Below are 25,559 nucleotides of genomic sequence, written 5' to 3'. Positions count from 1 at the left end.
AACTCCACTTCGGCATCCCGCAAGTCGGACACCTCTTTTTCATGGCATCCCACTGATTTTGGAATTTTCCCTGAGTGCCAGAGGCTCGCTGCCTTGAGTATCAGTTCAGCCAGTCGCTCCTGCCCTTGAGAATCGCCACTATCACTCCTAATCGCGCACGCAGAGCCTCCCGAGTTCGTTAGAACTTCAGTATTTCGATATGCTCTCGATGCCGTCTGGGACATCTATAGAGGATATCGAAAGATTTCTGAATGGTAAGATCGATTTGTGAACGAAAGCTATTTTGCGCGCGTAAGTGCGTTTTTCTTCATTCAACTTGAGAACAGCTCACCCAAAGATGAGGCTTACTTCCATTTTGGGGCAGGAAAATGCCTCTAAACGGCACATTCCGTGAGGAACAAATTGTGAAAACGAAATTTGTTCCTCATTCTTGAGCTTCATAAGCTCAAGAAACTGTCATTCCGCCGGTTACCGAGATGATCAACCTGCCAGAATGACTTTTGTTCACAATTGACGGCAGTCAGCCAGCCTTCCCCTGATTCCGGGAGGGTGTCGATGCAGGTTGAGCACTTGTCAAAAGCGGGCAGTCCCGAGGCCTGAGTGGTGTGGCCGCATACTACGAGTTTTCCTGAAACATGGCGGATGGGGCCATCGTAGAACCGCCAGAGGAGATCACTCTCGGATTGATCGCTCATTTCCAAGTTCGGATCAAGATTGGCGTGCACGAAGATCGTATCGTCCGTTTCGTGATAAAGAAGGCTGGATTCAAAAAGTCTCCAGTCTTCATCCGGGATGTCATCGAAGCTCTTCGCTCGATACGAATCAAGCGTCGCGCCGCCTCCGCACTCGACCCAAAACGGGAGATGCTCACGGTTGCGCCGAGCCTGCAGAAGCATCGCTTCATGGTTGCCGCGCAGGAAAATCACTGGATAGGCCTTCTTGAGTTCGTGGATTTTCCGCAATACAGCTGCTGAATCCGGCCCCCGGTCGATCACATCGCCGAGTAAAACGATGGTGTCTTCGGGAGCAAGTGGCATGAATTCCAGCAACTGTTTAAGATGCGCGTAGTGCCCGTGAAGGTCGCCGATTGCCCAAGTTGCCATGCTCTTACTCTGTGGGGATTGTCAGAATCGGTGTTGATTCAATGACGCGGTTCAGTGATCTGCAAGGAATGCTTGCAGTGCTCGGAAACGTATTGCCTCTCTGCTGGACTCGTCGCTTATTCGTGAATCAATGTCGGCGACCTCCCAATCGAGCACCCTAAAGAACTGTTCGATCTCTTGCTCCACCGAACCATCGACCGTGCGTAGGGCCGCTTCGATTGCTTTCCGGTCGAGGCATTCGTTGTTCACCGCATCGCAAAATCGGAATCTCCAGCGCCCTTCGCTGAGCGTGATACCGAGACTGTGCCTGCGATTGCCGTAAACAACGGTATCTCTCAGACAGTGGCGGCTATAAATGCGCCATGCGTTCGGAGCAAGTTTTGCGAGTTCACCGAGAGTCGTAGCCGGTTTGAACGAGGACCAGGGTTCAGGGAGTACTTTCAGCCACTGGGGGGCGGGGCCGCGGGTGAGGTTGATTTCTTCTATTTGGATCATTGCGTTGCTTTTCTTGTTTTCTAGGAGGACGGGATCGCCGAGAGGCACTCCGTCCGGGAACAATTTTTAGTTTTGGCGTAGCGGTCCTTCAGATGTCGCATACCGTCTGCAAAACCTTTAGTTGCTCAAAGCTGTCGGGCATTCCTACGATTAGCCGCAAGACCAGTTCCCGGCCGCGCTGGCATGAAACCAACACGTCCAGAAGAAAATCATACCCTTCAATTTGGCTCAATCGGATGCTTCTTTTTCGCTTCGGATCATAGGCCACCATGGATGCACTGGCGCGCGTGCTGCACCCAACCCTCCGTAGGTAGAAGCAGCGCTTAACGTGGCTTGAACAATTCTGATGGGCGGATCTTGAGGCACTTGCAGATCGCCATCAGTTCGTAGTCCAGAATGCCCCGTTCCTGATTTTCGATCCTGGAAATCGCGCTTCGGTCGAGCCAGATGCCCATCTGAGCTAATCGCCCGGCGAGATCGTCCTGTGAAATCTTTCGTTTCGAAGCCAGCCGCTTGCGCCGAATCAGTGGTCCGAAATCATTGAGGGCGGCGTCTTCTCGTGTCTTTTTCATGCATGTGTGGTTTACACACAGCTTGACCTTAGCTTAATCCCGGCTCTAAAGTTTGTGGATATCACACATAACATCAAGAGTCCTAAAAAATATGTATATCATGAAACCATACCAAAATAAGAGCCGCGGCTTCACCCTCGTTGAAATTATGATCGTTGTCGTCATCATCGGCTTGCTGGCTTCGATGGCGATCCCGGCGTTCAAAAAAGTCCGAGAGACCTCTCAGACCAAAGCCATCTACAACAACTTGCGGCAACTGGCCTCTGGAGCAGACCAATACTTCCTCGAATTCGGGGTCGTTGACGTGGAAGTCGCCGACCTCATGGGCTCGGACAGCTATGTGAAGGACTTCGAACCGGTCGCCCAAGAGGAATACCCGACACTGATCTCTCAGGGTGTGGATATCGTCGTCACCAATGCCCCGGGCGGCGTGGACATATCCTGGGAATTCTAGCTCTCAGGTTCTCTCGTTTAGCCGCGGCGGATCCACATAAAGTCGCGCATGTTAAGCAACTCGATTTCGAGCCGGTGCCGTTTGGCCTCGTGTTCTTTGCTCCGGGCCTGAGGTTTCAAGTCCCGCACCTGCCGGATGAGTTGTTCGACCGTATCGGTCAACTCGTGGGCTTGGACTTCAATGGCTTCAAAATTAGTGATGAATTCGTTCATATTTCGGATTTGCTTTCAGATTTGAGGGATTTGCGTAAAGCGCTCGACGATGGCTGCGGCGGATTGTGCGTCTGGCAACTCCAAGGGATGGAGAGCTGCGGTGTTGCCGTGCCGCGCCAAGTGAAGGCAAAGGCTGACCCGCCAGGCTTGCTCGGCTCTTCGACGCAGGACTTCGCCTCGGATGCTTTCATCGGTCATCGCTGTTGCCCGGCAGTGCTGTTCAATCTCCTGAAGATACCCCCGGGCTTGCTTGGAAGCCTCGACGATGGCCGAGGTTCGCTCGAAGCGGTATGCCTTCAAGATGGCCTGGTGCATTTCGGCATAATCCCGCTGGATGCGAGGGATCGTCCTTCCGTCTATTAGCGGAAGTTTTGTATCGGCATGTCCAATACACGCATGCAGAAACCTAGGCAGCAAACCTGAGCGATTTCTCAGGGTCCGCTCCACGAACTTTGCATGAGCGTCCCTTTGTGTCAGCAGGAGTGTCGTCAGGCAGGGACGCCGGAGGCGGACGGCGTTCCGCGACACGCGATTAGTCAGGGCCAAGTCACCGCTGTAACCTTTCAGGAAGAAGGATTCTTCCTTCGTGTCCGGCGTTCCGAGCCGTTTCAAAAAATACCTCGCATCTGCCGAAACCGTGGCAATCGACTCATAGGAACGGTGCATGATTTGCGCCAAGGCTTCCGATGTCGAATCGTCGGCCACGAGGCAAGGTGGCGTGCGATAGCCTTCGCAGGCCATCCGGGCGCGTTCGGCCCGTTGGAGCATTTCGAAGAGGCGCATCGTGCCACCGGAATAAAGCCTGCGGATTTCGGATCGCATCCCTGAAATCTTTGCCTTGAGAAGCTCTTCCCCGGCCCGCGCTTTAACGCAGGGCGTTTCGTCCCACCATTGATGCAAGGCCTCTTCGAACCGGAAAACTGGACCGAGCAAGTCCTTGAAGACTTCGCTTTTTCCAATCCCCGAGCTGACACCGAGCAGCACGAATAGATTGGCCCGAGTCGCCCGCCTGTTGCCGGACTGGATTTCAATACCCGGACCCGCACTGATGGCGATAGACGCGAGTCCGACCATGAGTGGAATCTCGACGGGCACTTGTCGTTCGCGGGCGCAGAGCCTGACCCGATCTAGCAAAACAGGCGGGAGCGAATCCATCCAGTCGGGTTGCTGGTGTGGTGGTCTGGTTCGAACTTTAGGCATCGTGGTCCTCCCTCAGTTGGGCTTCTACGCCGTCGAGGTCCTCGGGCAGCATTTCGCAAAGTTCGTGGCGCGCTTTGTCCGGCTTGCGGACAAGACGGGCGGCCTGGTTCTCCAATGCGATTTCCAGGGCGGTCCGCACCATGCGCGCATTGCCATCGTAGGTAAGTCGGTCGCGGTAGAGCTTCTGCCAGAGCAATTCGCTCCGCAGCAAGAAGCCCTCGGAAGCTTCGAATCCGTTGCTTCGCAGGATTTGCTTTTGGATCGAAAGCAGCTCGGCGGAATCGTAGTCCTCGAAACAGATGCTCCGGTTGAAGCGTGATTTCAGGCCGGGATTCGAGTGGATGAACCTACGCATATCCTGCGGGTATCTGGCGGCCACCACGACGACTCGGCCCCTCCGGTCTTCCATCTGTTTGACAATCCCATCGACAGCCTCACGGCCATAAAGGTCTTCAGTGTCATGCGTTAGTGAATACGCCTCGTCGATGTAGAGAACGCCCCCATCGGCCTCGTCAAAAGCGGCTTCGACCTTCATCGGCGTCTGTCCGAGATACTCACCCACAAGTCCTGCCTTATCGACTTCAACCGTGTGTCCATTTTCCAAGAGGCCGAGAGCGTGCAATATCTTTCCCAACAGCCGCGCAAAGGTGGTTTTCCCCGTCCCCGGGGATCCTGAGAAAACGCTGTGGAAGCCGACCTCGGACTGGGGCAACTTTAGTCGTCTGGCTCCGCTTCGATCTTGGCAAAGTCGGCCAGCCGCCGGATCGAACGTTTCGCAGAGCGCAAGCCGACGAGGCCGTTGACGGCATGCATAGCTTCCTCGAATGCGGCTTCGTCGACGGTGCCGAGCTTCGGTTTGGTCCGTCCCTTGTCCGCTACATTTGAGCTACTGCCTGCGTAATTGCCCATTCCGGGGAGCTGCCAATTGCGCCCTCCGCTCGCCATGGTGGGACTGCCGTCCCCTTCCAAGGCCTCCTTGAAAAGCGCATTGATCGGACCCATCAGCTTCTTCTTGAAGGATTCAGAAGGGGAAGTCATCCGCGACCTCCTTTCCTGCCGTTTCGGCTCCGGCCCATCTGTGGACCAGGTCGATGGTGTCCGCCGAGGCATACCCGTTTTCATGGCACCGGATCTCTGCTGGATACCAATTGTCGAAATTCTTCCGCAGCAGGATCGTCGCCCGCTCGGGATGCAGCATGCGGTAGGCGTAATGCTTTCCCTCCAGAATGCTGCGTGCATAGGTCATGATGCAATTGCTCATCTCCTTACCTTCTTTGAAAAGCGCCCGAACGGAGGTTAGCGGTTCGATCACGAGCTTCGAACTTCCGATCGCTTCCAGCGGCGGAGCCGGAAACCTTGCCAGACTGTTGTCCTTGCCCAAAGCCAGTCGTATCTCCAGAAGGTTGCGAGCCTGAACCAGATCATTGAGTGTCACATTTTTCCCTTTGTAGGGCCAAAGCGGATACTTTTTCGTTACCTGGCGGAATTGCATGATTTCACGGCAGACTTCGGAAACCGAGTCGCACTGCTGGGGCAACTGCGCCTCCGCGCTTATTTGAAGCAAATTGATGTCGAGGCATTCTGCAGGGAGCTGCAAAGTGTCCAACGTTTCCGTTGTGATGGTCTTCAGGTGCCGCATCAGCCGCCTCCGCGCCGGATCGTTCACGGTCACTCGGAGTTGCTCTAGCTGGGCGGGATAACAGTCTTCCACCGGCACTTTCGAAAGGATCCGAAAAGCCTCCCTTGTGGGCGGCAGGCCGAGCACGCGCATCCTCTCTTCCCTCCCGCGATAGAGTGCCGCGATACGATCAATATCACGATCTGTTTGCCGTCTGGATTCATGGATGGCCATCAGGCCGATCAACGCCGGACAATGTCCGCTCCATTGCAAAAAATAGTCCGTATGAAGCTGCGAAACCTCCAGAAGTCCGCGCCACAGGCATTGCGGGAAACACTTTATCACCCGTAACGTGCCATCAGGGATCTTGCCCCGCCACAGCATGGCAAACGGGTCGTCTGATTCGAGGAGATCACAGACGATCGGGTCGGCCTTTTCGGGGTCGCCCAGAACCGTAAAATCCGGCCAGGGGCGCAGCGTGATGTTGTCGACGCGGATGGATGCGTCGGTGAGGAATTGATAGTGGATGGCTGTATTCATGATTCTTATACAATTTTTAGTTGTGGCGTCGGTGTGCCCTCAGCCACCGGCATAGTAGCCCCATCGTGCCCGCTCTAACCTGCCGCTCGTTACCCTTGATCATCGCCTCCTCGATGATCCAATGCCGATATTGCCATTTGATCAGCACGGTCGCGCGCTCCGGTCGGAGCAAACGGTAGGCGTAAGTTTTAAGACGGCTGCATTTGGAGCTGTATCCTTCGATACAGTTGAGCATCTCCCTGCTCTCCTGGGTCAGTGCAGTCCGACTCTTCAGTGGTACGATGTGCAATGCCTCGTCCTCATGTTCACCGATCGGCGGTGGAGGAAATACCTCCACGACATGATTCGTTTTCTTCAGGAATCTGTTGTAGGCCGCGAGGAGCTGGGGCCATGTATGTAGCCGGTTTCGGTACGGCCAGAAATCCATGCAGGCCATTTCTCTGCGATTGGATAGGTCGCTGATGATCTCAAGGAGGGAGAACTCTTCATGCTCGGGTTCCCTGGTTACAAGCTGGTGGATGGCCGGATCGAGGATCGGCGGACAACAGGACAGCAGCCAGAGGTTCTCCGCAGTGATGACCGGAAGATGTTGCAGAAGCCTTCGTTTGTCCGGGATCGCCCACAGGTTCCGCAGGCTTTCGATCCGATAGAGATAGGCGTGCTCGACGGGGATTTTCGCCAAGTTTCTGAGAAAACTCTTTGTATGAGGAAAGCGGGCGTAGTGGAGCACTTGATCCGCATCAAGGTTCTCCCAGAGCGTAGTTCTTTCCTCGATACCGGGCACACTCGCCAGCTTGCGGAACTGCCAGTAGGTCGCCGCCAACAGGGTCAGTGCGGGGTTTAGGTCGGTCTGCCGGATGAAATATTCCGGCATGGCTTGCGCCATTTCGATGAGTTCGCAATGGCATTCGCGAAACTCTCTCAGGCGACTGAGTATTTCGCGGGGGATTGGAGCCCTCCAGGCGGCGCAGCACAGGTCGTCTGAGCAAAGGACTTTTTCAAGGAAGTGCGCGCGCCAAAGCCCGCCAATCCTATTCGAGCCCAACGGACGGAAATCCGGCCAGGCTTGGTAGTTTTCATACTCCATTTGGAGCATGCCGTTTTCGAGCAGTCGTGGGTACATCTTTTTTATGTTTGCAGTCATCGGAGCAACAAAGAGGCCCGCCGTTTTCACGGCGGGCCTCACCCACTCACCAGTTTTATCCACATCCGAGGACGTACCCTCAGATAAATTCGATTAGTCGCGCGGGCTCTGTGTAGGGTCCCGGTTCCAGCCGCATGTGCAGGTCGCGGATCAGACTGCCGACCTCGCACCAATGTGAATGTTGATGGGGAAGCGGGGTCTCAAACTGGACGTGCAGGTGCCCGCCGAAGCGGAACACGTGGTTCCACCCGAATACCTCGTGGATCGTGCAGTTCGGGTAAGAGGGCCAGTGGGTTTCCCTGATCATTTCGTGGAGCGCTTTCGCCCAATGGTAAGGCAGGTCGAACAATCCCACCGGAACCCCGAGGCCGCTGGCTTCGTAGAGCTCGACGAGGTTTTGGGCGACTTCAGGGGCGCTGCGGATGGTCGGCAAGGCATCCAACACCGCCGACAGGAGATTGGGCGGTGCATCCCTGTGTATACCCATCTCGCGATCATATTCGATCAGGTAGTCGGCGCAGGCGAAGTCGCCCCGTTCGAGGTCGTTTTTGTTCAGCTTGTGCAAGGCAACGTAGTGCGCGTTGGCTTCGTCGGGTTGGTAATCATTCTCTATATCGTATTCGTTCATTTTGCTATTATACTGGATTGTCAGGAATGAGGCAAAGAGCCTCGGAATGGAGAGTGGAACCAATGAGTGCGTAGGCCTCGCCCGTGGCGAGTCGTGCCAATGCGCCCATGGCGACGGCCGGAACGCGTATCTCGCGCTCGTGCCGGATCGGGTAATCGACATGCCCGGATCGTTTCGGGCGGTCGAAGTGTGAGGTGTCGACCAGCCGGTCTTTTCGTTCACCAAGGTAAGTTGAAGCAATCAGATCGACCTCGGGATCCCTGCCGCGGAAAAAAACCAAGTTGGCGAAATTCGCCAATGCGGCGCGACGGTCGGTAGGGCCCAAGACGCTATCGAGCGCGGAAAGGCTCTGCGCTGAAGTGACCACAAAACCTCCCCGGCTGCGGATCATGCCCAGGGCCTCGACGTCCGAGTGGAGGTTGCCCCATCCGCCGGTGGCGGCAGTGGCCCAGTCGTCCATCACCAGTCCGGTCAGTGGCGGGAATAAGGAGTGGCTGCGCCCCAAGATAGCTTCGTAGAATCTGCCCTTGACGATGCAGGCAACCAGCCGCGCCACGCTCGCGTGGCGGATGCCGTCGATACTGATGATGAGGATTTTTCCCTGGTCGACCGCGCCAGTGACAGAGTGGCTTTCCCCACCACCAAAGTAGCGATGTGCCAGGGGGGTGTTCATTGGCCCGGTTAGGGACGCAGCCATACTCTGCAGGTTCGAGCGCGTGCGTGCGTCGAGTAAGTCCCACATCCGGTGGGTCGCAATCACTTCATCGTAGAGCAGTCGGGCCGACGGATCCTGTGATTCACTTGGTTCCTTCAATTGTTCGACCTGCTGCTTGTAGTGCGGGTCTTGCAGCCGGTGCAGCAACAGATAACGGATCAACTGGCTAACCACAGCGGGGTAATCCATTTTAGCAGTTTCCTGTAGAGCCAACAGCCTCAGGGCCTGCCGCAGGAGTGCTTCAAGGGTCTGTTCCCAATAGCGGTTTCTCATGTCCCTCGGGATCAATGAAGCTAGCAATGAACCCAGCGTATCCACTTGTCCGATACTAAATGAATTACGATCTCCGAAGACATCGAAGGTGTGCTCACCGCTCCCGTCGATGACGACTAGATCGTCAACGCGTCCCGCTTTAGCCACAGAATCGCGAACAGCCGCGGCCATCTGGCCGTCGGACTTGGTGTCAAGGATTACCAGGCCGACCTTTTCGTGGGAGAGGATGAGCTTCCTCAGAAAGGGAAGGACGAAGCGGCTGGTCTTCCCGGATCCGCTGCCGCCAAGAGCAAGGCTATGGCCGAGTAGATCCTCGCGGCTGAATTCAAGCTTCATCCCAGAAGGTTCAAAACAATCGAGTTCGACGAATGAATTATTCATGGCAGCCCCCTCCAGTGAACAGTTGCAAGATCTCGTCGGAGCGCTTGTCATTGGCCGCATCCGACATGCCGGCGATGGACCACAAGTAGTTCATCCTGGAAAAATCATGGCGGAGGATCTGCAAGAGTGGCTGCGGGTCAAAGCTGGCCGCGCATGAGGGTGCACCTTCTCTTTTGTACGATTCGACGCCGTCGATCAGACAAAGGTAGGCCACCGCCATACTGCCTGCCTCGTTGCTCAGGAAAAATGACCACCAGGGCCACCTTTTATGAAGCTCTTGATAAAAGCGGCGGATTGCCGGGATACAGTAGATTTCGTCGGGGTACTTGTCGTAACCGTCGATGAGGAAAACCAACGAGTCGAATTTCTCCCGCAGTTCCATACCCCAAAGTTGCGGCCAGTGCCCGTAGAGCGCCTCGAAGCGTGTGAAATCCAAGGTCTCTACCTCGGACTGGGTGAAAGTATGTAGTATAATCTGTTTCATTTGTTTCTTAGTTTTAGGAGTTTTTGCGCCGTGGGTTTCGGCTGTGAATCCGCCATGGCTCCAAGAAGCCTTCCTTTTCAAGTTCCACGCAGCATTTGGCGTCCTCGCCGATCTGGTGGCGCTCTTCGTGGTAGCGCTGGCACACGAATTCGATCGGACCACCGCCGCCGGGCTGGTCGCGGTCGATCCCGAAAATCTCACGTATGAGTCGCAGCCAGCGACGGTTTACGAGACGGGCGAGCGGTTGGTATTTCCTAGACTCGTCAATGTGATGCCCGTCGAGATAGTGACCGGGGACGTCGCATTTGCCGCACGCCATGCAGCCGATGCATTCCTTCAATTTGTTCAGGCGCGGGATATTCTGCTTGCGGTTGCGTTTGATTTGACGGGCGGTTTGGCGCGAGATGGCGGATTTGTATTTCTTTGGCATTTTAGTTTCTAATTCTATGTTTCGAGGAGTGGCGTGTTTGCCGCTCGTTTTTATGTCTTCGAGTGATATCAGGTTTGAGATGAGGACGTTTGACATCAGAACAGCTGTCATATTTGTTGACATTAGAGCTAATGTCATTTTTTGTTTCCGGTATGTCACAGGTTCATTCCATACGTAGCCCTCAGGATCTGGGTGTCTTGCTGGTGCAGGCACGAAAAAAAAAGGGACTCTCGCAGCGGCAGTTGGCGAAGGAATTCGGGGTTAGCCAGGCATGGATTTCCCGAGTCGAGCAGGGCTATCAGAAGACTTGGATCGGTCAGGTCTTTCGTCTGGCGGTTTACCTTGGCATCGACCTGACGGTTGAAGTTGGGCCCTCAAAAGAGAAGGAGAGTTCTGGCGCTCCATCTACCTCGAAAAACTACCCTAATCTGGATCAACTTGTTTAAGCATGGCCGTCACCGACCGACAGTTGCATGTTTTCCTGAATGAAACGCCGATGGGTACGCTCAGCCGTGCTCGGGGCGGCAAGTTGTCATTCATTTATAGTGAGGACTATCTGAACAGGGAGGCACCCGTGCCGCTTTCACTCACAATGCCTCTCGACGACCGGCGCTACAGCCATGAGAAGGTGCACACCTGGCTCTGGGGGCTTCTGCCGGATAATGAACTGGTGTTGGCCCGATGGGCGCAACGTTTTCAGGTCAGTCCCTCCAGTGCATTCGGGCTTTTGGAAGGAATGGGGGAGGACTGCGCGGGTGCGGTCCGGTTCATCCGTCCCGAGAAATTTGATCAGGCGGAAAAGGGTGGGAAGCAAGTCGTCACCGAGTCTGAGATCGAGCGAAGGTTACGTGAGCTTAGAAAGGGTCCCGCTTTGGGACGTGAACCTGACGATCGGGGGCAGTTTTCACTGGCTGGTGCCCAATCAAAAACGGCTTTGCAGCGTCGTGGAGAGAAGTGGTACCTCCCCTGGGGGCGAGAACCGACAACACATATCCTGAAACCACCACGTCCTGATATTGACGGACATGTTGAGAACGAACACTTTTGTCTTCGACTGGCGGCTGCGCTGGGGCTCTCGGTTGCGAAAAGCGAAGTCCTCCGTTTTGGGAAAGAGACCGCGATCGCTGTCGAGCGCTATGATCGAATCATGATGAATCGTCGTTTGACCCGGGTGCATCAGGAGGATGCCTGTCAAGTCTTGGGCGTGCATCCGTCTCTAAAGTATCAGAGCGAGGGTGGGCCTGACATTGTCAAGGTCATGGAACTAATGAACCGCTCGAACCACCCCGTCGAGGACCGGCGACGTGTGATGGAGGCGGTGGTTTTCAACTATTTGATTCTGGGAACCGATGCGCATGCCAAGAATTTCAGTATACTGCTCGGCATGAACCAACAAGTGCGTCTTGCGCGGCTTTATGACATTGCCTCGTACTTGCCCTATGTGGAACGGCGTAAAGATTGCCGCTTCGCGATGAAAATCGGTGGTTATTACAAGGAAGCTCAGATACAACCGAGGCACTTCGAGAAAATGGCGCGATCCTGTGAGTTCCCTGCTCAGGAACTGGGCGGCATTCTTAAAGAGATGGCCGAGCGCATGCCGCAGGCGGCAAAAGCGGTTATAGCAGAACTGAATCAACAAGGAATTAAACATTCCGTGCTCGGCAAGCTGGTCAGTGGGATCAACCAGAGGTCGAAGTCTGTGCTCCAAAATTTTGCCAAGGCGTAATTTGTAGCTTTTCGCACCAGTGCTGAAATAGGATCCACTGACTCGCCGTGTCGAGGGTGACGTAGTTGCGGAGCAGGGTGGCAATGGATTCTTTGGTTTTCGAGCAGGTCGCTCCGCGTCCGATAATCATTTCTCGATAAGCTTTCATCGCACCGCAACCTTCGTGTACTTCGATGATTTGGCCATCAACCACAAGGTCGGGCAGCGTCTTGTAGGGGTCGATAACCTCACCATCGGCCTCTTTATGATAACGACTGAAGTATTCGTGACGGTGCAGGGCTTGATTACTTCGCCAGACTGCGGGAAGGGCCACTTTAATCGATGACCGCCCGCCGTTCATTTTCGGGTGCATGTGATATCTGTACACCCAATCATGTTGATCGACGATTCGCCCCGAGTTCAGGAGGTCGGCGATCCACTCTCGTTCCTCGAAGCTCTCGTCATGGTGGAGACGCTTAAGCAAACAGACTGCCTCGTTTAAGATCCGAATCTCGTAATCCGTGAAAATCAAAACACTGCCGACGCTGGCCAGTGACTCTCTGAGATTCTGGATAAAAGGAAATGTTGGAATGCGGTCTTCGCTGTTCAGCCATTCTTTATGCTCGCAGGTCCCGTCTGCGTGAAGAATGTGTACTGAAAACTGAAAGGGGAGAGTCTCATACGGCTTTAGTTCAGAGTGCCATGGAATCGCAGCCATCGTAGTCTCGCAGTCAAAGAATGCGATCGGCCATTGGAGTTTGGCGATTTCTTCACCGAGCAGTGGATCGATCCATTCCTTGCCTGTTTCCAAACAGTCCAATTGCATGAGCTGACGGGCGGCGTGCTGACCTTGGAGATCACTTTTGTTTATATCGAAAAGGGAGGTCTTACTGTCCTGAATCATCTGGTCTGCCAGTAGGGCCTGATTGTTCTGGGGTACTTTCAGCTGGTAAAGCTGGTGCAGATCGAAGAGGTGCGGGTTTGGTTCGGCCAGAGTTCCCCAGCAACTGTGAAAGCCGTCATTTCTGCCGCTGGCACCCTGGAGTCTAAATTCGCAGTTCCGGCAACCGTATCGAAGCCGAGGAGTGGGGCGCACGTCCGACTTCCATGCCTCTGCCATGGCGTCCATAGTGGCGGAAGTGATCGGTTTGATCTTCTCGATGGCTTGCTCGGCTGGGAAGAACTTTAACACAGATTTCGAGCGTCGGGTCTTAAGCGTATTCTCGTCCGCATCTGGAAACGAAATTTGTTCCTCATTTCTGGTAGCGGCTACCTCATCCTCGGATGAACGCGCCTGCTCTTCAGGGAGCAGAAAGTAGGGAACGATAGTCAAATCTTGGAAAGCTCTCTGCAGAACTTCGACTTGGAAAGCCAAGTCATAGACAATTTCCTTAAAGGCGGCTCGCACATCTCCATGCATGTTGATGAGCATTCTGCCTTCCCTGTGCTGTTTCAGATTTCCGACCTTTGATTTAATTTCGACAATATATATAACGTTGTCTTTACGGATCAGCACATCGGGTCGCACGACGAAGTCGTCCTGCACTATACAGCTTTCGAATAGCGTGCAATCATTTTGCAAGCGAGTCCGGGTGATTTGGTCCGCATGGGCGGGATCCGTCTCCTCGATCAATTCAGGATTCGCAAATAGCCGCTGCGCCATGCGTCCAACTGTCCGGCCTTCTTCGGCTAGAAAAGCTAGAAACGCATCGTTATCATTCTTGGATTCAAAGCCAGACCATCCGTAGTGGGCGGTAGTCGGGCAATTCATCCAGCGCGTAAAATCAGTTTTGGTCAGGTAAGGCATAAATTTTTATGTTTGCCGCATTCTCTGACCCTGAGTCAGGGGGCAAGAATGTATGCTCGCTGGCAGGGTCTATGATTACCTGTCCATGCCGATATCGGAACCGGGTGCGTTCTTATTTATCGGTGGCTTCTTGATTGTGTGGTCTTCAAACTCTTCACTTTTTGCTTCCGGCGTGATCGATTGATTTTCCTCTTCGACCTCCGTTACCGTGTTTTTCGGGCGGACGATATCCTTCGGCTGCTCGATAGGAAGGCTTTTTGACTGCGTTGGATCTGGCGGGGCAGGTGCGACTCCCCCATAAATTGTGAACTTGACCGCCATTCGGTGCTCCCGAAGTTTTTGGAGGATGACCGTCATATCTACGTTAAAGTGTTTCTTTTTTTCGGTTTTGGGTTTATAAGTATTTTGTCTGCCTCTTTTTATTACGGTAAGTCCGTCAATTGGTATTTCCTGTTGTGTAAGTTGCCAAAAGCTGTATTCTTCCAGGAAGGCGGGTTTGCGTCCCCGTATCGCGGCGTCTATGACATCCTCTTTGATCTTCGAGGCCGCTTGATCGACCCGGAGTCCTGCCATTTTTCGCTGTATCTCACTATTCTGTTCTCGGACGCTTTGCAGTTCTGAGCGGTGTGTCTCAATGGCAGCCAAAAGAAACTCCTTTACGAAATCCTTTTGCGAATACTTTGAGAGGGCTGCATCCTGGCGGTAGTAGCGATCCAGCATCGAGAACGCAGGGCCCACGATTTTACCGCCACTATACTGAATGCACTGTCGGGTAAACCGATCCTTCTCGGTGAATTTTTCCGCCGCAACCGGATTGTTTGCGCCTGCCATCGCACGCAAAAACTGTTTCGGTAGCTCGATTCGTTCGTCATCGGCTTGTTTCTTCGCGACATACTTCCTCACCATATCCCCGAATTCGTCGGATCGGGCCATGGTTTCAACTAGCCAATCTGCTATATTCGGATCGCGCAGGTCGTTGCCGCTCTCGGATATCGATCCACGAGGGAAGCGGTAGCGCTGCCATTTTCCGAGATCCTCAAATAGAGCCTGTTTACCTGCACGTAACTGGCGCATCTTCTCGTTTAGCTGTTTTTTTTGTTTGAGCAGTTTCTTGAGTTGCTCTGCCTGTTCTTCTCTTAGCATCCGGTTCGCTACTACGCGGTCCGTCAGCCCTTGCGGGTCATTGATGCGAACTTCCATGAGCATATCAAAATGCTTTTCCTGCTCTTCGTAACCCTCGCGCAGTGCGTCGCGCTGCTGGTGCTCATCTGCAGATAGCAGACTTTCGTACTGCTGGGCCTGCCAAAGCTGCTTCTCCTGATCCGAAAGTTCTCTCAGCGCTACATTTTTTCGCATTTTTGTGCGGACCGCGAGCGCCAGTAGTTTGGATTGAGTGAAGCGCGAGGGGCTACGGATTGATGCAGGGCTTTGTCCTTTTATTTCACGTTCGAAGAAGCGACTCACTGCTTTATTCGCGATCTCCTTCATGAATTGGAAGGGTTTGCGGTCGCCACGCTCTTTTCCCTCGTCGGTGACTCGGAGGAGTTTCCCTGATCCGGTCGTGGGAAAAAGCATTACATGTGCATGAATATGAGCCCGATCATGGTGAATCCCGACCAAATAGCCGATTTTTTGGTCGGGATAATATTTCTCCTGATAGCGGCGCATCGTTTTGCGCACAGAGGTCTGGAGCACTTCGTCGGCACTGTGTCCCGTCTTGGCCATCACTTGGCAGAGATCGGGTGGTAGCGATAAGATATACTTGTGAGCGACCCGCTTGATATTTTTCTGTTTTAATCTGGTTTCCCATACCTGTAGACATGCTTCCACAAGGTCATCGTTATCCATTTTATGTGGTATTTGACCTGTCAGTTTAAGCACATCCTCCCTCAGGAAACCGTAAACTTTTAGGCGCCCGCTGACTTCTTTTGTCAGATAATCCAAACCTCTTTTGAGGTGGTTGGGATGATTATTTGCCCGTGCGGCTTCTTTATTTACCCCGTCTTTCATGTGCTCGCAGAGGTAGGCAGTGATACCGGTTCGAACCGTGCGGATGTCGGTCGGGCTGGATGTCTTCTTCCAAATCCCGAGATATTGATGCTGTTCCAAAGCCCCGATCTTTTTTTCTACACTCATAGCGCATGTTTCCCCCAAATATATTCGTTATGGTCGAGTTCCGTATGCTTCGTGAAATCAGCCTCAGGATCCTCCCTCGGTGTGAGTTCCTTTAGAAATTTGTCTAAAAGGGTCTGCCCGGTGCTCAGGCCGTGTCCGAGGGTGGACAATCTTTCCGCCATTAACTGCGTGTAATGTGCCGAGGCATTGCAGTGTGTCTGAAGTTTGGAAAATAATTTGTGACACTGCTCCGCTAAGTTTTCGCACGCAGACCTGCGCGATATCAAGTCGTCGGTCAGGGAATTGGTGTAGCCCTCAATGAGAGGCAGGTATATCTGAACGAGTGACATGATGGTCAAAGTCGCTTCAGCCGGCCTCAAGTTGTAGTAGTCGAGCAGGAGTGTCAGCTTGTACATGGTATGGTGTGTGAGTCGAACTGTGGCGGTTTCTCTCTCTAACAGGTATTTGCAGCCGTGGTTTCTGATGGCAGCGCAAATTCCTGCGGTAGAAAGCGAACTTCTGAAAGGCATCTCGATGGATTTGATATCATCCATTGTTGCTGAAGTTTTTCTGGGCTCTTTGGTTTTTTCGACGCTTCCAGTGGCTGCGCTTTTCGATTCCTGTCTTTCTGCGTAGTCATCACGGGCGCGAAGACCTGCCTCCATGTAGATCGCTCGCCCGCGTGATTCGTCGATTTGGTCCTCTAGCACCTCTGATAATGCGTAACACGCAGACAGAATTTCCTCAAAACCGGTCATTGCATTCCAAAGGTCCTTCCTGAATTGTAGTGGCTGGGGCTTGTCGTACTCGGCTGCGGGGGGTGGGCAGAGGCAGTTACAGGCAAATAGCACCGCCTCGTCGATCAGTTCATTGTGGGTATAGCCCTGGCCTGCGTAGGCGATCTGCGGTAGGATACTCACCCAATATCTCCACAGGTGGGAGTTGCAGCTGAATGCGAAAACGGAATTTTTGTCGAATCGGCTCATGGTTCGTTGTCTTTATTGGTCGAACTCTTGGCTACCATGGTAGGGACTCAGCTCCAATTCCACTGCGGTGAGTGCCGTTACCTCCAGTGACTGGATCTCCATTCCGAGTTCCTCCACCTGACATTCAAGGTTTTTGAGCAGCATGCCCAGCTCGCTGACTGACCGTCGCTCGTCGGAAAAGCACTGCCGGTAGAGCATTATGATCGCGATGTTAGCCACATCACCATTAGGGATGCCGAGTTGGTCGCCAACCAAATCTAACATCTCCAAAACCAGCGGACTACACCACAGGGAGTTTTGTGTCTTCAGATGCAGGTCGGCCAGATGAAGCTTCTGCTCCAACTCGAGTGCCCGCTTCTGTATGTCCAGAGGATCCTGCGACCTTTTCGTCTTACTTCCCTTCTTACGCTTGGATGCGCCAGATATTTTGTCAGCAGATTGTTCGGTTGAACTTGCTGCGTTTTTTAAATTTGGCTTCGCTTTCACATTAATCTATTCCAAATCTACGATTGCGAACGCAAACTGTATTTGTTCAATCGTGGCATTTTACAAATTATTAGCCAAATGTGCTGCTTGTACTCCTTGCTCTCGACGAAGCTATTTCAAAGACTGTTTAATCGCCGCAATCGGCTTGCCGTGCAACAACACTTGTACTGTTTAGCAGACCGCCAAATGTGGAGCGCAAGCGGAACATTTCCGCCGACCATTTGCGCGAGCAAATGGCTATCCTGCGGGTTGCGGTTGAATAATCGCTTTTGGGCCACGAATCGCCGAAAAAAATTAAACAGTTCGGATTTACCCGCGCAGCGGGTAAAAAAATCCATTGTTCGCTGTGACCGGCGAAGCCGTTTCAGGCTTCAATAGACTTGTGGAATCATGACTCAGGGAACATGGAGTCGATCTCGTTTAGGCTAAGTGGACTGAGGGGGTGCAATAGTCCCAACTTGATGGTGTTCCTGCTGACTTGCTTAAAGACGTCTCTAGGGGGGCTCTCTCTCTCTCTCTCTCTCTCTCTCTCTCTCTCTCTCTCTCTCTCTGGCCGACCTAGGGTGGAGGGGCCTCTTCCCAGAATTGGAAGGAGTTTCGGCTTCGCCTTTGACAGCTCAAAAGGGGGAGGGGGAGGGCATCATTGATCTCCGCAAACAAAATCAATCTGCGACAATTGCGACGAAACTTTGCGCGACGTATGCGACATGCTTTTCGAAGGCCAAATAATACTGAATGATTAAGGGCAGTCTGTAATTCTCTGATTAATCTGGCTGTTTTGGGATTCCCCTTAAAGTCTGCAAAAATGTGTCTAGATTCGCAATCGTATTGAGGGACGTAGGCAGCAAAATCTAGATCTAGTTCGGTAGTTAGGAATTCTGTCCATTAACTATTCCCCTTACAGTGTTCTACAGCTTAAATCATTGGAAGAGGGATACTCGCCCGGCATTTGTTTACAGGCGTATGTCGAGGCTTCGCGCTTACTTGGGGGCAGATGCCAAAAGCATAAGCTGGAGGCATGTTGATTCATTTGACTCAAATGTTATTAAAGTGAAAGCGGTTGAAAGAAACGCTGTTTCTGGTTTGGAAGGATCGGTTTGTGATCTCAGGTCTACGCCTCCACTAAGAAGGTGATTGATTCAATTTGGCATCCGGCACTGCCCTAAATAGCTCTGTCGGTATGCTTACCGCGATATACTCCACGTCCGCTGTTGTTTTTGGACGTTGTCTTAAAGCGTGATATCTCCCTCAGGCATATCTTTCCCGGACAGACCGAAGGACTCGCCCCGCTTCGGTATGCCACCTTTTAATCAATTGAATCACATCTACTGTTCAGTTTCTCAGAGCGACTGAGTGCGAAATTCAATAATCGGGTCCGATGATAAGCCCCGATTTGCTGTCCCTGAGTCCCGCAGTCCGTGGCGCATTTCAGGGCGATTGATCCTATTTGCACAGCGACTGGCATAAAAAGGCTCATTTTTTCAAAATATAAGTTGAATATATTAAACGTCTTGAATAAGTTATATGCAATGAGATCCAAAGCTGAAATTTTTGCAGGGCAACTGAACTTCTTGCTGAAGAAAGAAGGCCTGTCGGGGCGGCAGCTTGCCGTTGAGTTGGGAATACCGGAACAGACGGTTTCCAGATGGCGGAGTGGGGCGCGCATGCCCTATCGCCGCCATATCCTGAGCCTAGCTCAGCGGTTCAATGTCGAAGAAGGGGTCTTTTACTCGGAAGACTTTGGCTTGGCCTATCCGATGGCACCGCTCGCATTTGACGAAGAACAGAGCCTCGTCATTAGGCGTTCCCGCTGTCTGGACTATTTGAAGAGGCATCTGACGGCACTGAACGACGCCGAGAGTCTCGACAAAGCATACGGACTTTTAAACGCTCACTTCCCTCTGGAGGAGCCACAGAATATGGAGGAATAAATTATGGGACCAGATGAAGAAAAACTAGAAGAGGGGCTACCGTCGAAGCCTGCAACCGGAGCGCTTGAGGGCAGAGCCGCCCCCATCGTAAGTTTCAGGGAAGAAAAATCGGGGACGCCAACACTCCATCAGCTCGAATCGCTCGCGAGCAATTTTAAGCATCCTGATGGAAAGGGACCATTCGGGGAGTTTGTGAAAGAAGCGGAATCGTTGCAGTTGCCGGCTGACTATGCGTTGTCGCTTTGGGCTTTCGTTGCCACAAGTCTCATTGCGACGCGGACGCTCCATTCCATCTTTGGTGTCGAGCAGAGGCTGAATCCCGCATTCCTTTTTGCAGGCGATGAAATTGGCGTGTCCCGGTTATTGCGAGATATCGGCTTTGAAGTGTTGGCTGAGTGCGACTATAGTAAGACGATCAGCTCCGTGCACATGGCGCAGACGAAAGAGGGATTGGAGCTTTTTAAACGTTACGATTCTCTTAATGTTGTCGATAGCGGCCCAGGGCTTGACCTGAAGACGTGGACACGGGCTCCCAAGGGGCAGATCCCGCTGGAATTGCTTTTTGATGGGGTTCGCCTCGACCGGTATCTTAAAACATTTGCGCGTGCGGCCGATGATGTGCCCGCAGGTGTATCGGTTTTGGCTGGCTGCGGGGTGAACGACCTTTTAGCGGCCTCCCCTGACGCAAAGCGTTTGTTTGGGAGCTTTTTAGTTGTTCCCTCTTTGGGGTGCTCCGGTCGTCAGGCATACTCCGGTGGCGAATTGAAGTCTCTTAGGAACCATTTGCTAAGGTTATTGCCGTTGTCGAAGATTCCGCAGTGCGAATTGCGAATGTCCACAGCGGCTTCAGAGAAATGGAAGGAAATGCTCACCACGCTCAAGTCTCTGCTCACTATTCGTGAGTCGGTCGGGAATGAGGAAAGCCCTTGGCACTATCGGCAGGTTTCAACTCCGCGAAATTGGATCGTCCTGTCCCTCGCTCATGCAATCCACCGCACCTTCTTCTACAAGTTGGGCTTTACTGGCATGTTGGAGCCAGCGGATTTAGAGTTCGCACATACCAACCTCGATCTGAACCATCGGGCTTGGGAGCAGACTGAAGACACTTACGAGAAGAGCCAGCATGTAGAGGAAGCGCTCTGGTATCTCCGTCTTATACAGGATGACTTCGCCAAGAATTATTCGCCAGAAGACGGAGGGATCACCGTCGGGTTTGGCGCATTGAGGCAAAAATACTGTCATCATCCCGGACGGGATAGCAAATACTCATCGAGGGAGTTCCATATCCACGTTCTCGGCGAACTCCAACGCAGAGGCCTCGCGGCTCCGCATCCGAAAACCAGCCGGACTTGGATTTTCTCCAAAAATATGGATCTGCTCAAAGTGCCACCAAAGATGGCGGCTTCCATCGCATGACCTCCGAAAGAATGAAGTGCTCCGAGCAATTCGATTGGAACAAGAGGGACGAGATTTGGTTCATTGTGGGAGTTAACGAAAATTCTCTGGGCTGGGATATCCTATTTTCCCTTACGCCGGTCAGAAGGACGCGTGAAGAAATGGACGCCCTCTTTTTGAACCGGAGGCAGGTGGAGGAGGCGCATGGTTTTCCGATCCGGTGGGATGACTTCGAGAAGACGTTCAGCTACGAACTTCACCACATTGAGGCACCCAATGAAATTTTGGAGCCCCTGCTGGCATTTTCTAGGGACGAGTCCTCACTGAGGTCGATCTGTTCGATCAAAGATGAGATCACGCAGCGTTTGGGCGTTAGATTCAGATATTTCTACGATCAGTGCTTGCCTATATTCTACTACGGAAAAACGATGAGCATCGAAGACATTTTCTTCCGCGATATCTTTCTGGCAAAGATCGATTGGTGTGTCTGCGATCCTTTCAAGTTCGCAGCCTGGGTCCTGAGTGATCGGCGATGGGCCGTGATGACGACGGTTCACGCCATCTGAAGGTTGAGTTCGGAAGATCCCGATTAGACATAAGCGTTATTGCACGATGTAAATTTTTCGATCCCCGATTGGCCAGCCAGGATAAGGCGTTTACTGCAACTCACTAGCTGTCCGAGAAGCGGGGAACTGGCTGTGGGTGTACCGTGGCTTTGCTTGTGGTATTTTTCCACAGAGTGAAGCATGGGAAATCCTTGAGTGAGAAACGCAGTCGAGGTGACTAATTCGCTAATCCATATGCTGACGCAGCCATTGTTGCGGCGACTGTCCGAAGTGTTTTTTAAAGGCTCGGGAAAAGTAATAGACCGTCGAAAAGCCCAGTGCGTTGGCGGTTTCGCCAACACTGTAGCGTTCGCGGAGTAGGAGGTCGCGTGCGCAGTTAAGTTTGATAATATTCTCAAACGCGCGGGGTGCGTATCCGGTTTGCTTTTTGAAGGCGAAGCGGAAGCGTGAATAGCTTACACCGAGCTGTTGTGAAAGTGCCTCCAAGTCGGTGTTCGTTTCAAGATTCGCGAGCATCGTTGCCTTCGCCTGGATCACGAGTTCACCGTCTTTACTTTGCGGGCTATCCTTAGTCAGAGCGCCCGATTTTAGAAAGGCCAGCGCAAGCGGCATATGGCTTGCCAGTATCTGTTCCTTCGCTGGCACGGTCATTTGCAACCAATATAAAATCTGATCGAAATGCTGAATCAGCGCGTCGCTCTGCCCCACCGTGCAGATCGGGGTATCGGCAGAGAAAAACGACCGCATGATTCGGTCCGCTTCGCGGCCTCGGAAACCGACCCAGTATTCGGACCAGCCAGTCTCGGTGGCTGGTTGGTAGTGGTGCCATTCGCCCGGAAAGAGTAAGATGGCCTCGCCTGCACGGACGGTGGTCTTAGCCTGTTTTTGCGATTCGAACGTGCCGGACCCGCGTGAGATGAAGACGATTTGAAACTCGTCCAATGTGCGCCGTCCATCCTTGTCGAAAAGGTAATCCAAGGGGTGACCTTTACTGGGGTATCTAGAGTGGGGTGGCACGGTTTGCCGACCTGCGTGAACGAGCCGCCATCCCCATGCTTTTGCCTGTTGGTCAGTCGGTAGGTAGCGGCTGAAACTGTTTGCTGTCGGGGGCATTGCTGGATTGAGTTCCTCAATGTCAAAAAATGCAAACATAATATCATGCCATGCATTCTAAGAATGCACAAAAAGGTGTATACTGCGCCTTTTTAATCCCCCGCACTATTATGTTTGATCAAGTAAAAGAATTGTATAACTCACTCGGCGTTGACGTAGAGCAAGCCCTCAAAGCTATGGCAAAGACGCCGATTTCCTTGCACTGCTGGCAAGGCGACGACGTCGTCGGCTTCGAAGCTGGTGCCGGTGCACTGGGTAGTGGCCTCGCCGTAACCGGCAATTACCCCGGTAAGGCGCGCACGATCGCCGAGTTGCGTCAGGATTTAGAAAAAGTGCTGTCCATGCTGCCCGGTAAGCACCGATTAAACCTGCATGCGATCTACGGCGATTTCGGCGGTGAGTCGGTGGATCGCGACCAGATCGAGGTGAAGCACTTCCAGAGCTGGATCGACTGGGCAAAAGAGCAGGGCATTGGCCTTGATTTCAACCCATCCTGTTTCTCCCACCCGAAGGCTGACGACGGGCTGACCTTGAGCCATCCGGATCCTGAGATCCGCGAATTTTGGATCGAACATTGCAAACGCAGTCGAATCATCAGCGCGGCAATGGGCGAGCAACTGGGCAGTGCCAGCGTGATGAATGTTTGGGTGCCGGATGGTATGAAGGATATGCCCGCAGATCGTCAAAGCTACCGTCAGCGACTTTCTGATAGCCTCGATGAAATCTTTGCAGAAAAGCTAAATCCCGCGCATCACATAGATGCCGTGGAGTGTAAGCTCTTTGGTATAGGCTCTGAAAGCATGGTCGTCGGTTCGCATGAATTTTACATGGGCTATGCGATCAAAAATCAGACCGCACTGTGCTTGGATGCCGGACACTTCCATCCGACCGAAGGGATCGCCGATAAAATTTCTTCCGTCATGATGTATGTTCCAGAGCTGTTGCTGCACGTTTCCCGCGGTGTGCGCTGGGATAGTGATCACGTCGTGCTCTTTGACGATCAAACTCAAGCGATCATGCAAGAGCTGGTGCGTTGCGATGTATTACCACGCACGCACATCGGACTCGATTTCTTCGACGCGTCCATCAACCGTATTGGCGCATGGACGATTGGTACACGTGCCGCTCAGAAATCGCTCTTATTGGCCTTGCTTGAACCGCGCGAAAAATTGCGTGCCGCGGAACTGTCCGGCGATTATACCACACGTTTGGCACTGCTGGAGCAGGCCAAGGCATTACCATGGTCTATCGTCTGGGAAGAGTTCTGCAAGCGCAACGATGTGCCAGGTGAGTTGACTCTACTCAATGAGGTTAAGGCTTACGAAGCATCGGTTCTATCTGGCCGGCAGTAAATCAAATTAACTTATTTTAATTGCGATATGCAAGATCCCTTCACTTATACGGTCAGTTCAGTGTTGATGCGCCTTGACGGCCTTTTCGCCATTTCGGAATGCCGTTCGCTTGAATAAACAAGTCCAGATATTCTAAGTGGTTTTGGCGGGTTGGATGAACCGTAAACAGCAGAAGGTGATCGAGTATCTTTTGGAGGAGAACCGAATTTTGAAGCAACAGTTTGAGTTGACGGGGAAGGAACTTTGTTTGGACAATCATCAGCGGCGTAATCTGGTGAAGCGAGGTAAGACCATCGGGTGGGCTTAGTTGCAGAAATACGCGACCTTGGTTCGACCGGAAACAATCCTCGGATGGCACCGGTAGTTAATAGCCCTCAAATATACTGGTAAGCGCGTGGTGAAAACCGACCGACAAGAACGCATGGAGGTAATAAGAGAGCTCTGTGTCAAATTTGCTGAGGAGAAAATGGGGTGTGGCTATAGCCGTATCCAAGGGGCTCTGTCAAATTTCGGCTACAAAGTGAGTATGACGATCGTCGGTAACATTCTGCGAGCAAAGGGAATCATTCCTTCACCTGAGCGGGGTAAGCAGTCGAACTGGACGGAGCACGAAAGTGCGGAGATGGTGCATCGCAGATGTGCCCGAAGGGATTTGAGTGCGGGTGCCCTTTGGGCGGCATGAACAGCAAACATTCGTGCGTTTCATATGGACGTTATGTCCGTCGAAGATTTTTTCACGGTCGAGGTCTGGACACTGCGCGGGCTGGTTCGTTGCCACGTATTCTTTGTGATGAACTTGGCGAAGCGTCAGGTTGAGATTGTTCACATCGGCTGTCAGGTCAACGGTGCTGTAATGGCGCAAGTTGCTCGGAACATGACTGACAGCTGCGACGGTATTCTCAAAGGCAGGCGTTTCTTTGTCATGCGACCATGATCCGCTCTACACCAAAGAGTTTCGTCAGATACTCACGGATTCAGAGGTTGAAGTCATCCAAACTCGGGTAGGCTGCCCACAGCAAAACGGTTATGCTGAAAGTTTCGTATCGGCCATCAAACGTGAGTGTATCGATCACATGATCTTCTTCAGCGAGAAGTCTCTGCGTCGAGCTGTAGAACAATATATTGATCATTTTACCACGAGCGTACCACGAAGTGCCGTCGCAGGCGACCAATTACCAAGGGATCGATAATCTGATCCCTTTTCCAAATAGCCCACAAGTGCAGTCTCAAAGCGGACTGATCGTAAAAAGTGAACGACTAGGAGGGTTGCTGAACTACTATCATCATGAAGAAAAGGAGGTGGAAGCAGCGGCGTAAAAATTGAACTAAATATTTCTGAAAACGGCACTCGAAGTTGCCTTACGAAAGTTGATTACGATCATTCTGTGATCGTTCACGAAGTGCCACCGAAGGTGACCAATGATAGAAATAATGCAAGTAAATCGACCCGTATTAGAGGTGTCTGAAGCGGGTCGGAACCGTGATTTCGGTTGTCGTCCGAACACGGCAGCGTTCTTCCGCAAATACAACTCCCGCAAGCATCAGAGCCTGGGCAGGATTACATCTAAACTATCTCTGCAACCTGTCCAAGGTTTGGGTCCACCTTATGGATCTGAGGTGAATTTAGCAGCTTGGATCCGCCTTCGCTCAAGCTATGCTGGGGCCAGTGAATCGTGAACAGCAGTCCGAATTGACGCGTGAGAAGCTTCTTCGGGCAATCATCTGCGCCGTGGTCTGGCTCGGCAAGACGACCTATTTGATCGTGTCTTTCGAGACTTGCACTTCGGTCCAATCATCAATGCCTATTACGGATTTGAAGGGGGCGGTGGTGCTGGCTTCTGCGGGTGTTTCGAG

30 protein-coding genes are annotated in these 25,559 nt (G+C 52.7%); 13 read left to right on the top strand and 17 right to left on the bottom strand.

What is annotated here, in order from left to right; translation table 11 throughout:
- Nucleotides 1-437: 437 nt before the first annotated feature.
- The 3 genes from QEH59_RS11775 to QEH59_RS11765 form a co-directional block, all read right to left on the bottom strand.
- Nucleotides 438-1,103 (bottom strand): metallophosphoesterase family protein, encoded by a 666-nt coding sequence (locus tag QEH59_RS11775; protein WP_308985574.1) that lies wholly within the window; start codon nucleotides 1,101-1,103, stop codon nucleotides 438-440.
- Between the two features lie 51 nt (nucleotides 1,104-1,154).
- Nucleotides 1,155-1,598 carry a hypothetical protein gene (locus tag QEH59_RS11770; protein WP_308985573.1) on the bottom strand — a complete coding sequence of 148 codons (444 nt, stop codon included), beginning with the start codon at nucleotides 1,596-1,598 and terminating at the stop codon, nucleotides 1,155-1,157.
- Nucleotides 1,599-1,921: 323 nt separating this feature from the next.
- On the bottom strand, nucleotides 1,922-2,170 hold the full coding sequence (locus QEH59_RS11765) for a helix-turn-helix domain-containing protein (RefSeq protein WP_308985572.1): 249 nt from the start codon (nucleotides 2,168-2,170) through the stop codon (nucleotides 1,922-1,924).
- 100 nt (nucleotides 2,171-2,270) lie between these two features.
- Here QEH59_RS11765 and QEH59_RS11760 point away from each other — a divergent pair, with 100 nt between their 5' ends.
- A complete protein-coding gene (locus tag QEH59_RS11760; RefSeq protein ID WP_308985571.1) occupies nucleotides 2,271-2,624 on the top strand; it encodes a type II secretion system protein in 354 nt (117 codons plus the stop codon).
- A 17-nt stretch (nucleotides 2,625-2,641) separates the two neighbouring features.
- On the opposite strand, the gene QEH59_RS11755 is transcribed toward QEH59_RS11760, so the two are convergent.
- From QEH59_RS11755 to QEH59_RS11715, 9 genes are read right to left on the bottom strand one after another with little or no spacing between them, the layout of a single operon-like run.
- Nucleotides 2,642-2,836: a hypothetical protein gene (locus QEH59_RS11755; RefSeq protein WP_308985570.1), complete on the bottom strand. Its 195-nt coding sequence runs from the start codon at nucleotides 2,834-2,836 to the stop codon at nucleotides 2,642-2,644.
- A 15-nt stretch (nucleotides 2,837-2,851) separates the two neighbouring features.
- Complete coding sequence (locus tag QEH59_RS11750; RefSeq protein ID WP_308985569.1) at nucleotides 2,852-4,036, bottom strand: DUF3987 domain-containing protein; 1,185 nt, start codon at nucleotides 4,034-4,036, stop codon at nucleotides 2,852-2,854.
- A complete protein-coding gene (locus QEH59_RS11745) occupies nucleotides 4,029-4,748 on the bottom strand; it encodes an AAA family ATPase (RefSeq protein ID WP_308985568.1) in 720 nt (239 codons plus the stop codon). The genes QEH59_RS11750 and QEH59_RS11745 overlap by 8 nt, the downstream gene beginning before the upstream one ends.
- A 2-nt stretch (nucleotides 4,749-4,750) precedes the next feature.
- Nucleotides 4,751-5,074: a hypothetical protein gene (locus QEH59_RS11740; RefSeq protein WP_308985567.1), complete on the bottom strand. Its 324-nt coding sequence runs from the start codon at nucleotides 5,072-5,074 to the stop codon at nucleotides 4,751-4,753.
- Nucleotides 5,058-6,194 (bottom strand): PcfJ domain-containing protein, encoded by a 1,137-nt coding sequence (locus QEH59_RS11735; protein WP_308985566.1) that lies wholly within the window; start codon nucleotides 6,192-6,194, stop codon nucleotides 5,058-5,060. The genes QEH59_RS11740 and QEH59_RS11735 overlap by 17 nt, the downstream gene beginning before the upstream one ends.
- A 16-nt stretch (nucleotides 6,195-6,210) precedes the next feature.
- Entirely contained in the window at nucleotides 6,211-7,401 is a 1,191-nt protein-coding gene (locus tag QEH59_RS11730) for a hypothetical protein (protein WP_308985565.1), read from the bottom strand.
- Nucleotides 7,402-7,417: 16 nt separating this feature from the next.
- Nucleotides 7,418-7,966, bottom strand: coding sequence for a hypothetical protein (locus QEH59_RS11725; protein ID WP_308985564.1), 549 nt, complete (start codon nucleotides 7,964-7,966; stop codon nucleotides 7,418-7,420).
- Nucleotides 7,967-7,973: 7 nt separating this feature from the next.
- Nucleotides 7,974-9,335 (bottom strand): type IV secretory system conjugative DNA transfer family protein, encoded by a 1,362-nt coding sequence (locus tag QEH59_RS11720; protein ID WP_308985563.1) that lies wholly within the window; start codon nucleotides 9,333-9,335, stop codon nucleotides 7,974-7,976.
- A complete protein-coding gene (locus QEH59_RS11715; RefSeq protein WP_308985562.1) occupies nucleotides 9,328-9,819 on the bottom strand; it encodes a hypothetical protein in 492 nt (163 codons plus the stop codon). Before QEH59_RS11715 ends, QEH59_RS11720 begins: the two co-directional genes overlap by 8 nt.
- 43 nt (nucleotides 9,820-9,862) lie before the next feature.
- On the opposite strand from QEH59_RS11715, the gene QEH59_RS11710 reads away from it, so the two are divergent.
- The 3 genes from QEH59_RS11710 (at nucleotide 9,863) to QEH59_RS11700 (ending at nucleotide 11,975) form a co-directional block, all read left to right on the top strand.
- Nucleotides 9,863-10,261, top strand: a complete 399-nt coding sequence (locus tag QEH59_RS11710; RefSeq protein ID WP_308985561.1) for a hypothetical protein — start codon at nucleotides 9,863-9,865, stop codon at nucleotides 10,259-10,261.
- Between the two features lie 119 nt (nucleotides 10,262-10,380).
- The gene (locus tag QEH59_RS11705; protein WP_308985560.1) at nucleotides 10,381-10,695 is read left to right on the top strand and encodes a helix-turn-helix domain-containing protein; all 315 of its coding nucleotides are present in this window, start codon (nucleotides 10,381-10,383) and stop codon (nucleotides 10,693-10,695) included.
- Between the two features lie 2 nt (nucleotides 10,696-10,697).
- Complete coding sequence (locus QEH59_RS11700; protein WP_308985559.1) at nucleotides 10,698-11,975, top strand: type II toxin-antitoxin system HipA family toxin; 1,278 nt, start codon at nucleotides 10,698-10,700, stop codon at nucleotides 11,973-11,975.
- Here QEH59_RS11700 and QEH59_RS11695 read toward each other — a convergent pair.
- The 4 genes from QEH59_RS11695 to QEH59_RS11680 all read right to left on the bottom strand — a co-directional run bounded on the left by QEH59_RS11695 (nucleotide 11,929) and on the right by QEH59_RS11680 (nucleotide 17,348).
- A complete protein-coding gene (locus QEH59_RS11695) occupies nucleotides 11,929-13,761 on the bottom strand; it encodes a DUF2779 domain-containing protein (protein ID WP_308985558.1) in 1,833 nt (610 codons plus the stop codon). The two genes, QEH59_RS11700 and QEH59_RS11695, sit on opposite strands and share 47 nt — an antisense overlap.
- 75 nt (nucleotides 13,762-13,836) lie before the next feature.
- On the bottom strand, nucleotides 13,837-15,897 hold the full coding sequence (locus tag QEH59_RS11690; protein ID WP_308985557.1) for a plasmid recombination protein: 2,061 nt from the start codon (nucleotides 15,895-15,897) through the stop codon (nucleotides 13,837-13,839).
- A complete protein-coding gene (locus QEH59_RS11685; protein ID WP_308985556.1) occupies nucleotides 15,894-16,796 on the bottom strand; it encodes a hypothetical protein in 903 nt (300 codons plus the stop codon). The genes QEH59_RS11690 and QEH59_RS11685 overlap by 4 nt, the downstream gene beginning before the upstream one ends.
- 78 nt (nucleotides 16,797-16,874) lie before the next feature.
- Nucleotides 16,875-17,348, bottom strand: coding sequence for a hypothetical protein (locus QEH59_RS11680; protein WP_308985555.1), 474 nt, complete (start codon nucleotides 17,346-17,348; stop codon nucleotides 16,875-16,877).
- Nucleotides 17,349-18,877: 1,529 nt separating this feature from the next.
- Here QEH59_RS11680 and QEH59_RS11675 point away from each other — a divergent pair.
- Genes QEH59_RS11675 through QEH59_RS11665 form a run of 3 tightly spaced genes read left to right on the top strand, consistent with a single transcriptional unit; the run spans nucleotide 18,878 to nucleotide 21,240 of the window.
- Complete coding sequence (locus tag QEH59_RS11675; protein WP_308985554.1) at nucleotides 18,878-19,279, top strand: helix-turn-helix domain-containing protein; 402 nt, start codon at nucleotides 18,878-18,880, stop codon at nucleotides 19,277-19,279.
- Between the two features lie 3 nt (nucleotides 19,280-19,282).
- Entirely contained in the window at nucleotides 19,283-20,695 is a 1,413-nt protein-coding gene (locus QEH59_RS11670) for a hypothetical protein (protein WP_308985553.1), read from the top strand.
- Nucleotides 20,692-21,240, top strand: coding sequence for a hypothetical protein (locus QEH59_RS11665; protein WP_308985552.1), 549 nt, complete (start codon nucleotides 20,692-20,694; stop codon nucleotides 21,238-21,240). The genes QEH59_RS11670 and QEH59_RS11665 overlap by 4 nt, the downstream gene beginning before the upstream one ends.
- Nucleotides 21,241-21,465: 225 nt before the next feature.
- Here the strand turns inward: QEH59_RS11665 and QEH59_RS11660 are convergent, their stop codons facing one another.
- Entirely contained in the window at nucleotides 21,466-22,392 is a 927-nt protein-coding gene (locus QEH59_RS11660) for an AraC family transcriptional regulator (RefSeq protein ID WP_308985551.1), read from the bottom strand.
- 71 nt (nucleotides 22,393-22,463) lie between these two features.
- On the opposite strand from QEH59_RS11660, the gene QEH59_RS11655 reads away from it, so the two are divergent.
- The 6 genes from QEH59_RS11655 (at nucleotide 22,464) to QEH59_RS11635 (ending at nucleotide 25,022) form a co-directional block, all read left to right on the top strand.
- Nucleotides 22,464-23,705, top strand: a complete 1,242-nt coding sequence (locus QEH59_RS11655; protein ID WP_308985550.1) for an L-rhamnose isomerase — start codon at nucleotides 22,464-22,466, stop codon at nucleotides 23,703-23,705.
- Nucleotides 23,706-23,859: 154 nt separating this feature from the next.
- Nucleotides 23,860-24,012 (top strand): hypothetical protein, encoded by a 153-nt coding sequence (locus QEH59_RS11650; RefSeq protein WP_308985549.1) that lies wholly within the window; start codon nucleotides 23,860-23,862, stop codon nucleotides 24,010-24,012.
- Between the two features lie 90 nt (nucleotides 24,013-24,102).
- Nucleotides 24,103-24,387: a hypothetical protein gene (locus QEH59_RS11645; RefSeq protein WP_308985548.1), complete on the top strand. Its 285-nt coding sequence runs from the start codon at nucleotides 24,103-24,105 to the stop codon at nucleotides 24,385-24,387.
- A gap of 33 nt (nucleotides 24,388-24,420) precedes the next feature.
- On the top strand, nucleotides 24,421-24,639 hold the full coding sequence (locus QEH59_RS11640) for a hypothetical protein (RefSeq protein WP_308985547.1): 219 nt from the start codon (nucleotides 24,421-24,423) through the stop codon (nucleotides 24,637-24,639).
- A complete protein-coding gene (locus QEH59_RS19000) occupies nucleotides 24,623-24,895 on the top strand; it encodes an integrase core domain-containing protein (RefSeq protein ID WP_425609243.1) in 273 nt (90 codons plus the stop codon). The genes QEH59_RS11640 and QEH59_RS19000 overlap by 17 nt, the downstream gene beginning before the upstream one ends.
- A complete protein-coding gene (locus QEH59_RS11635) occupies nucleotides 24,828-25,022 on the top strand; it encodes a hypothetical protein (protein WP_308985546.1) in 195 nt (64 codons plus the stop codon). Before QEH59_RS19000 ends, QEH59_RS11635 begins: the two co-directional genes overlap by 68 nt.
- Nucleotides 25,023-25,559: the final 537 nt, after the last annotated feature.

Source organism: Thalassobacterium sedimentorum (genome assembly GCF_031127905.1).
Lineage (GTDB): Bacteria > Verrucomicrobiota > Verrucomicrobiia > Opitutales > Coraliomargaritaceae > Thalassobacterium > Thalassobacterium sedimentorum.
The sequence above is the reverse complement of the archived record's forward strand: the minus strand, read 5'-3'. Positions and strand labels throughout refer to the sequence as shown.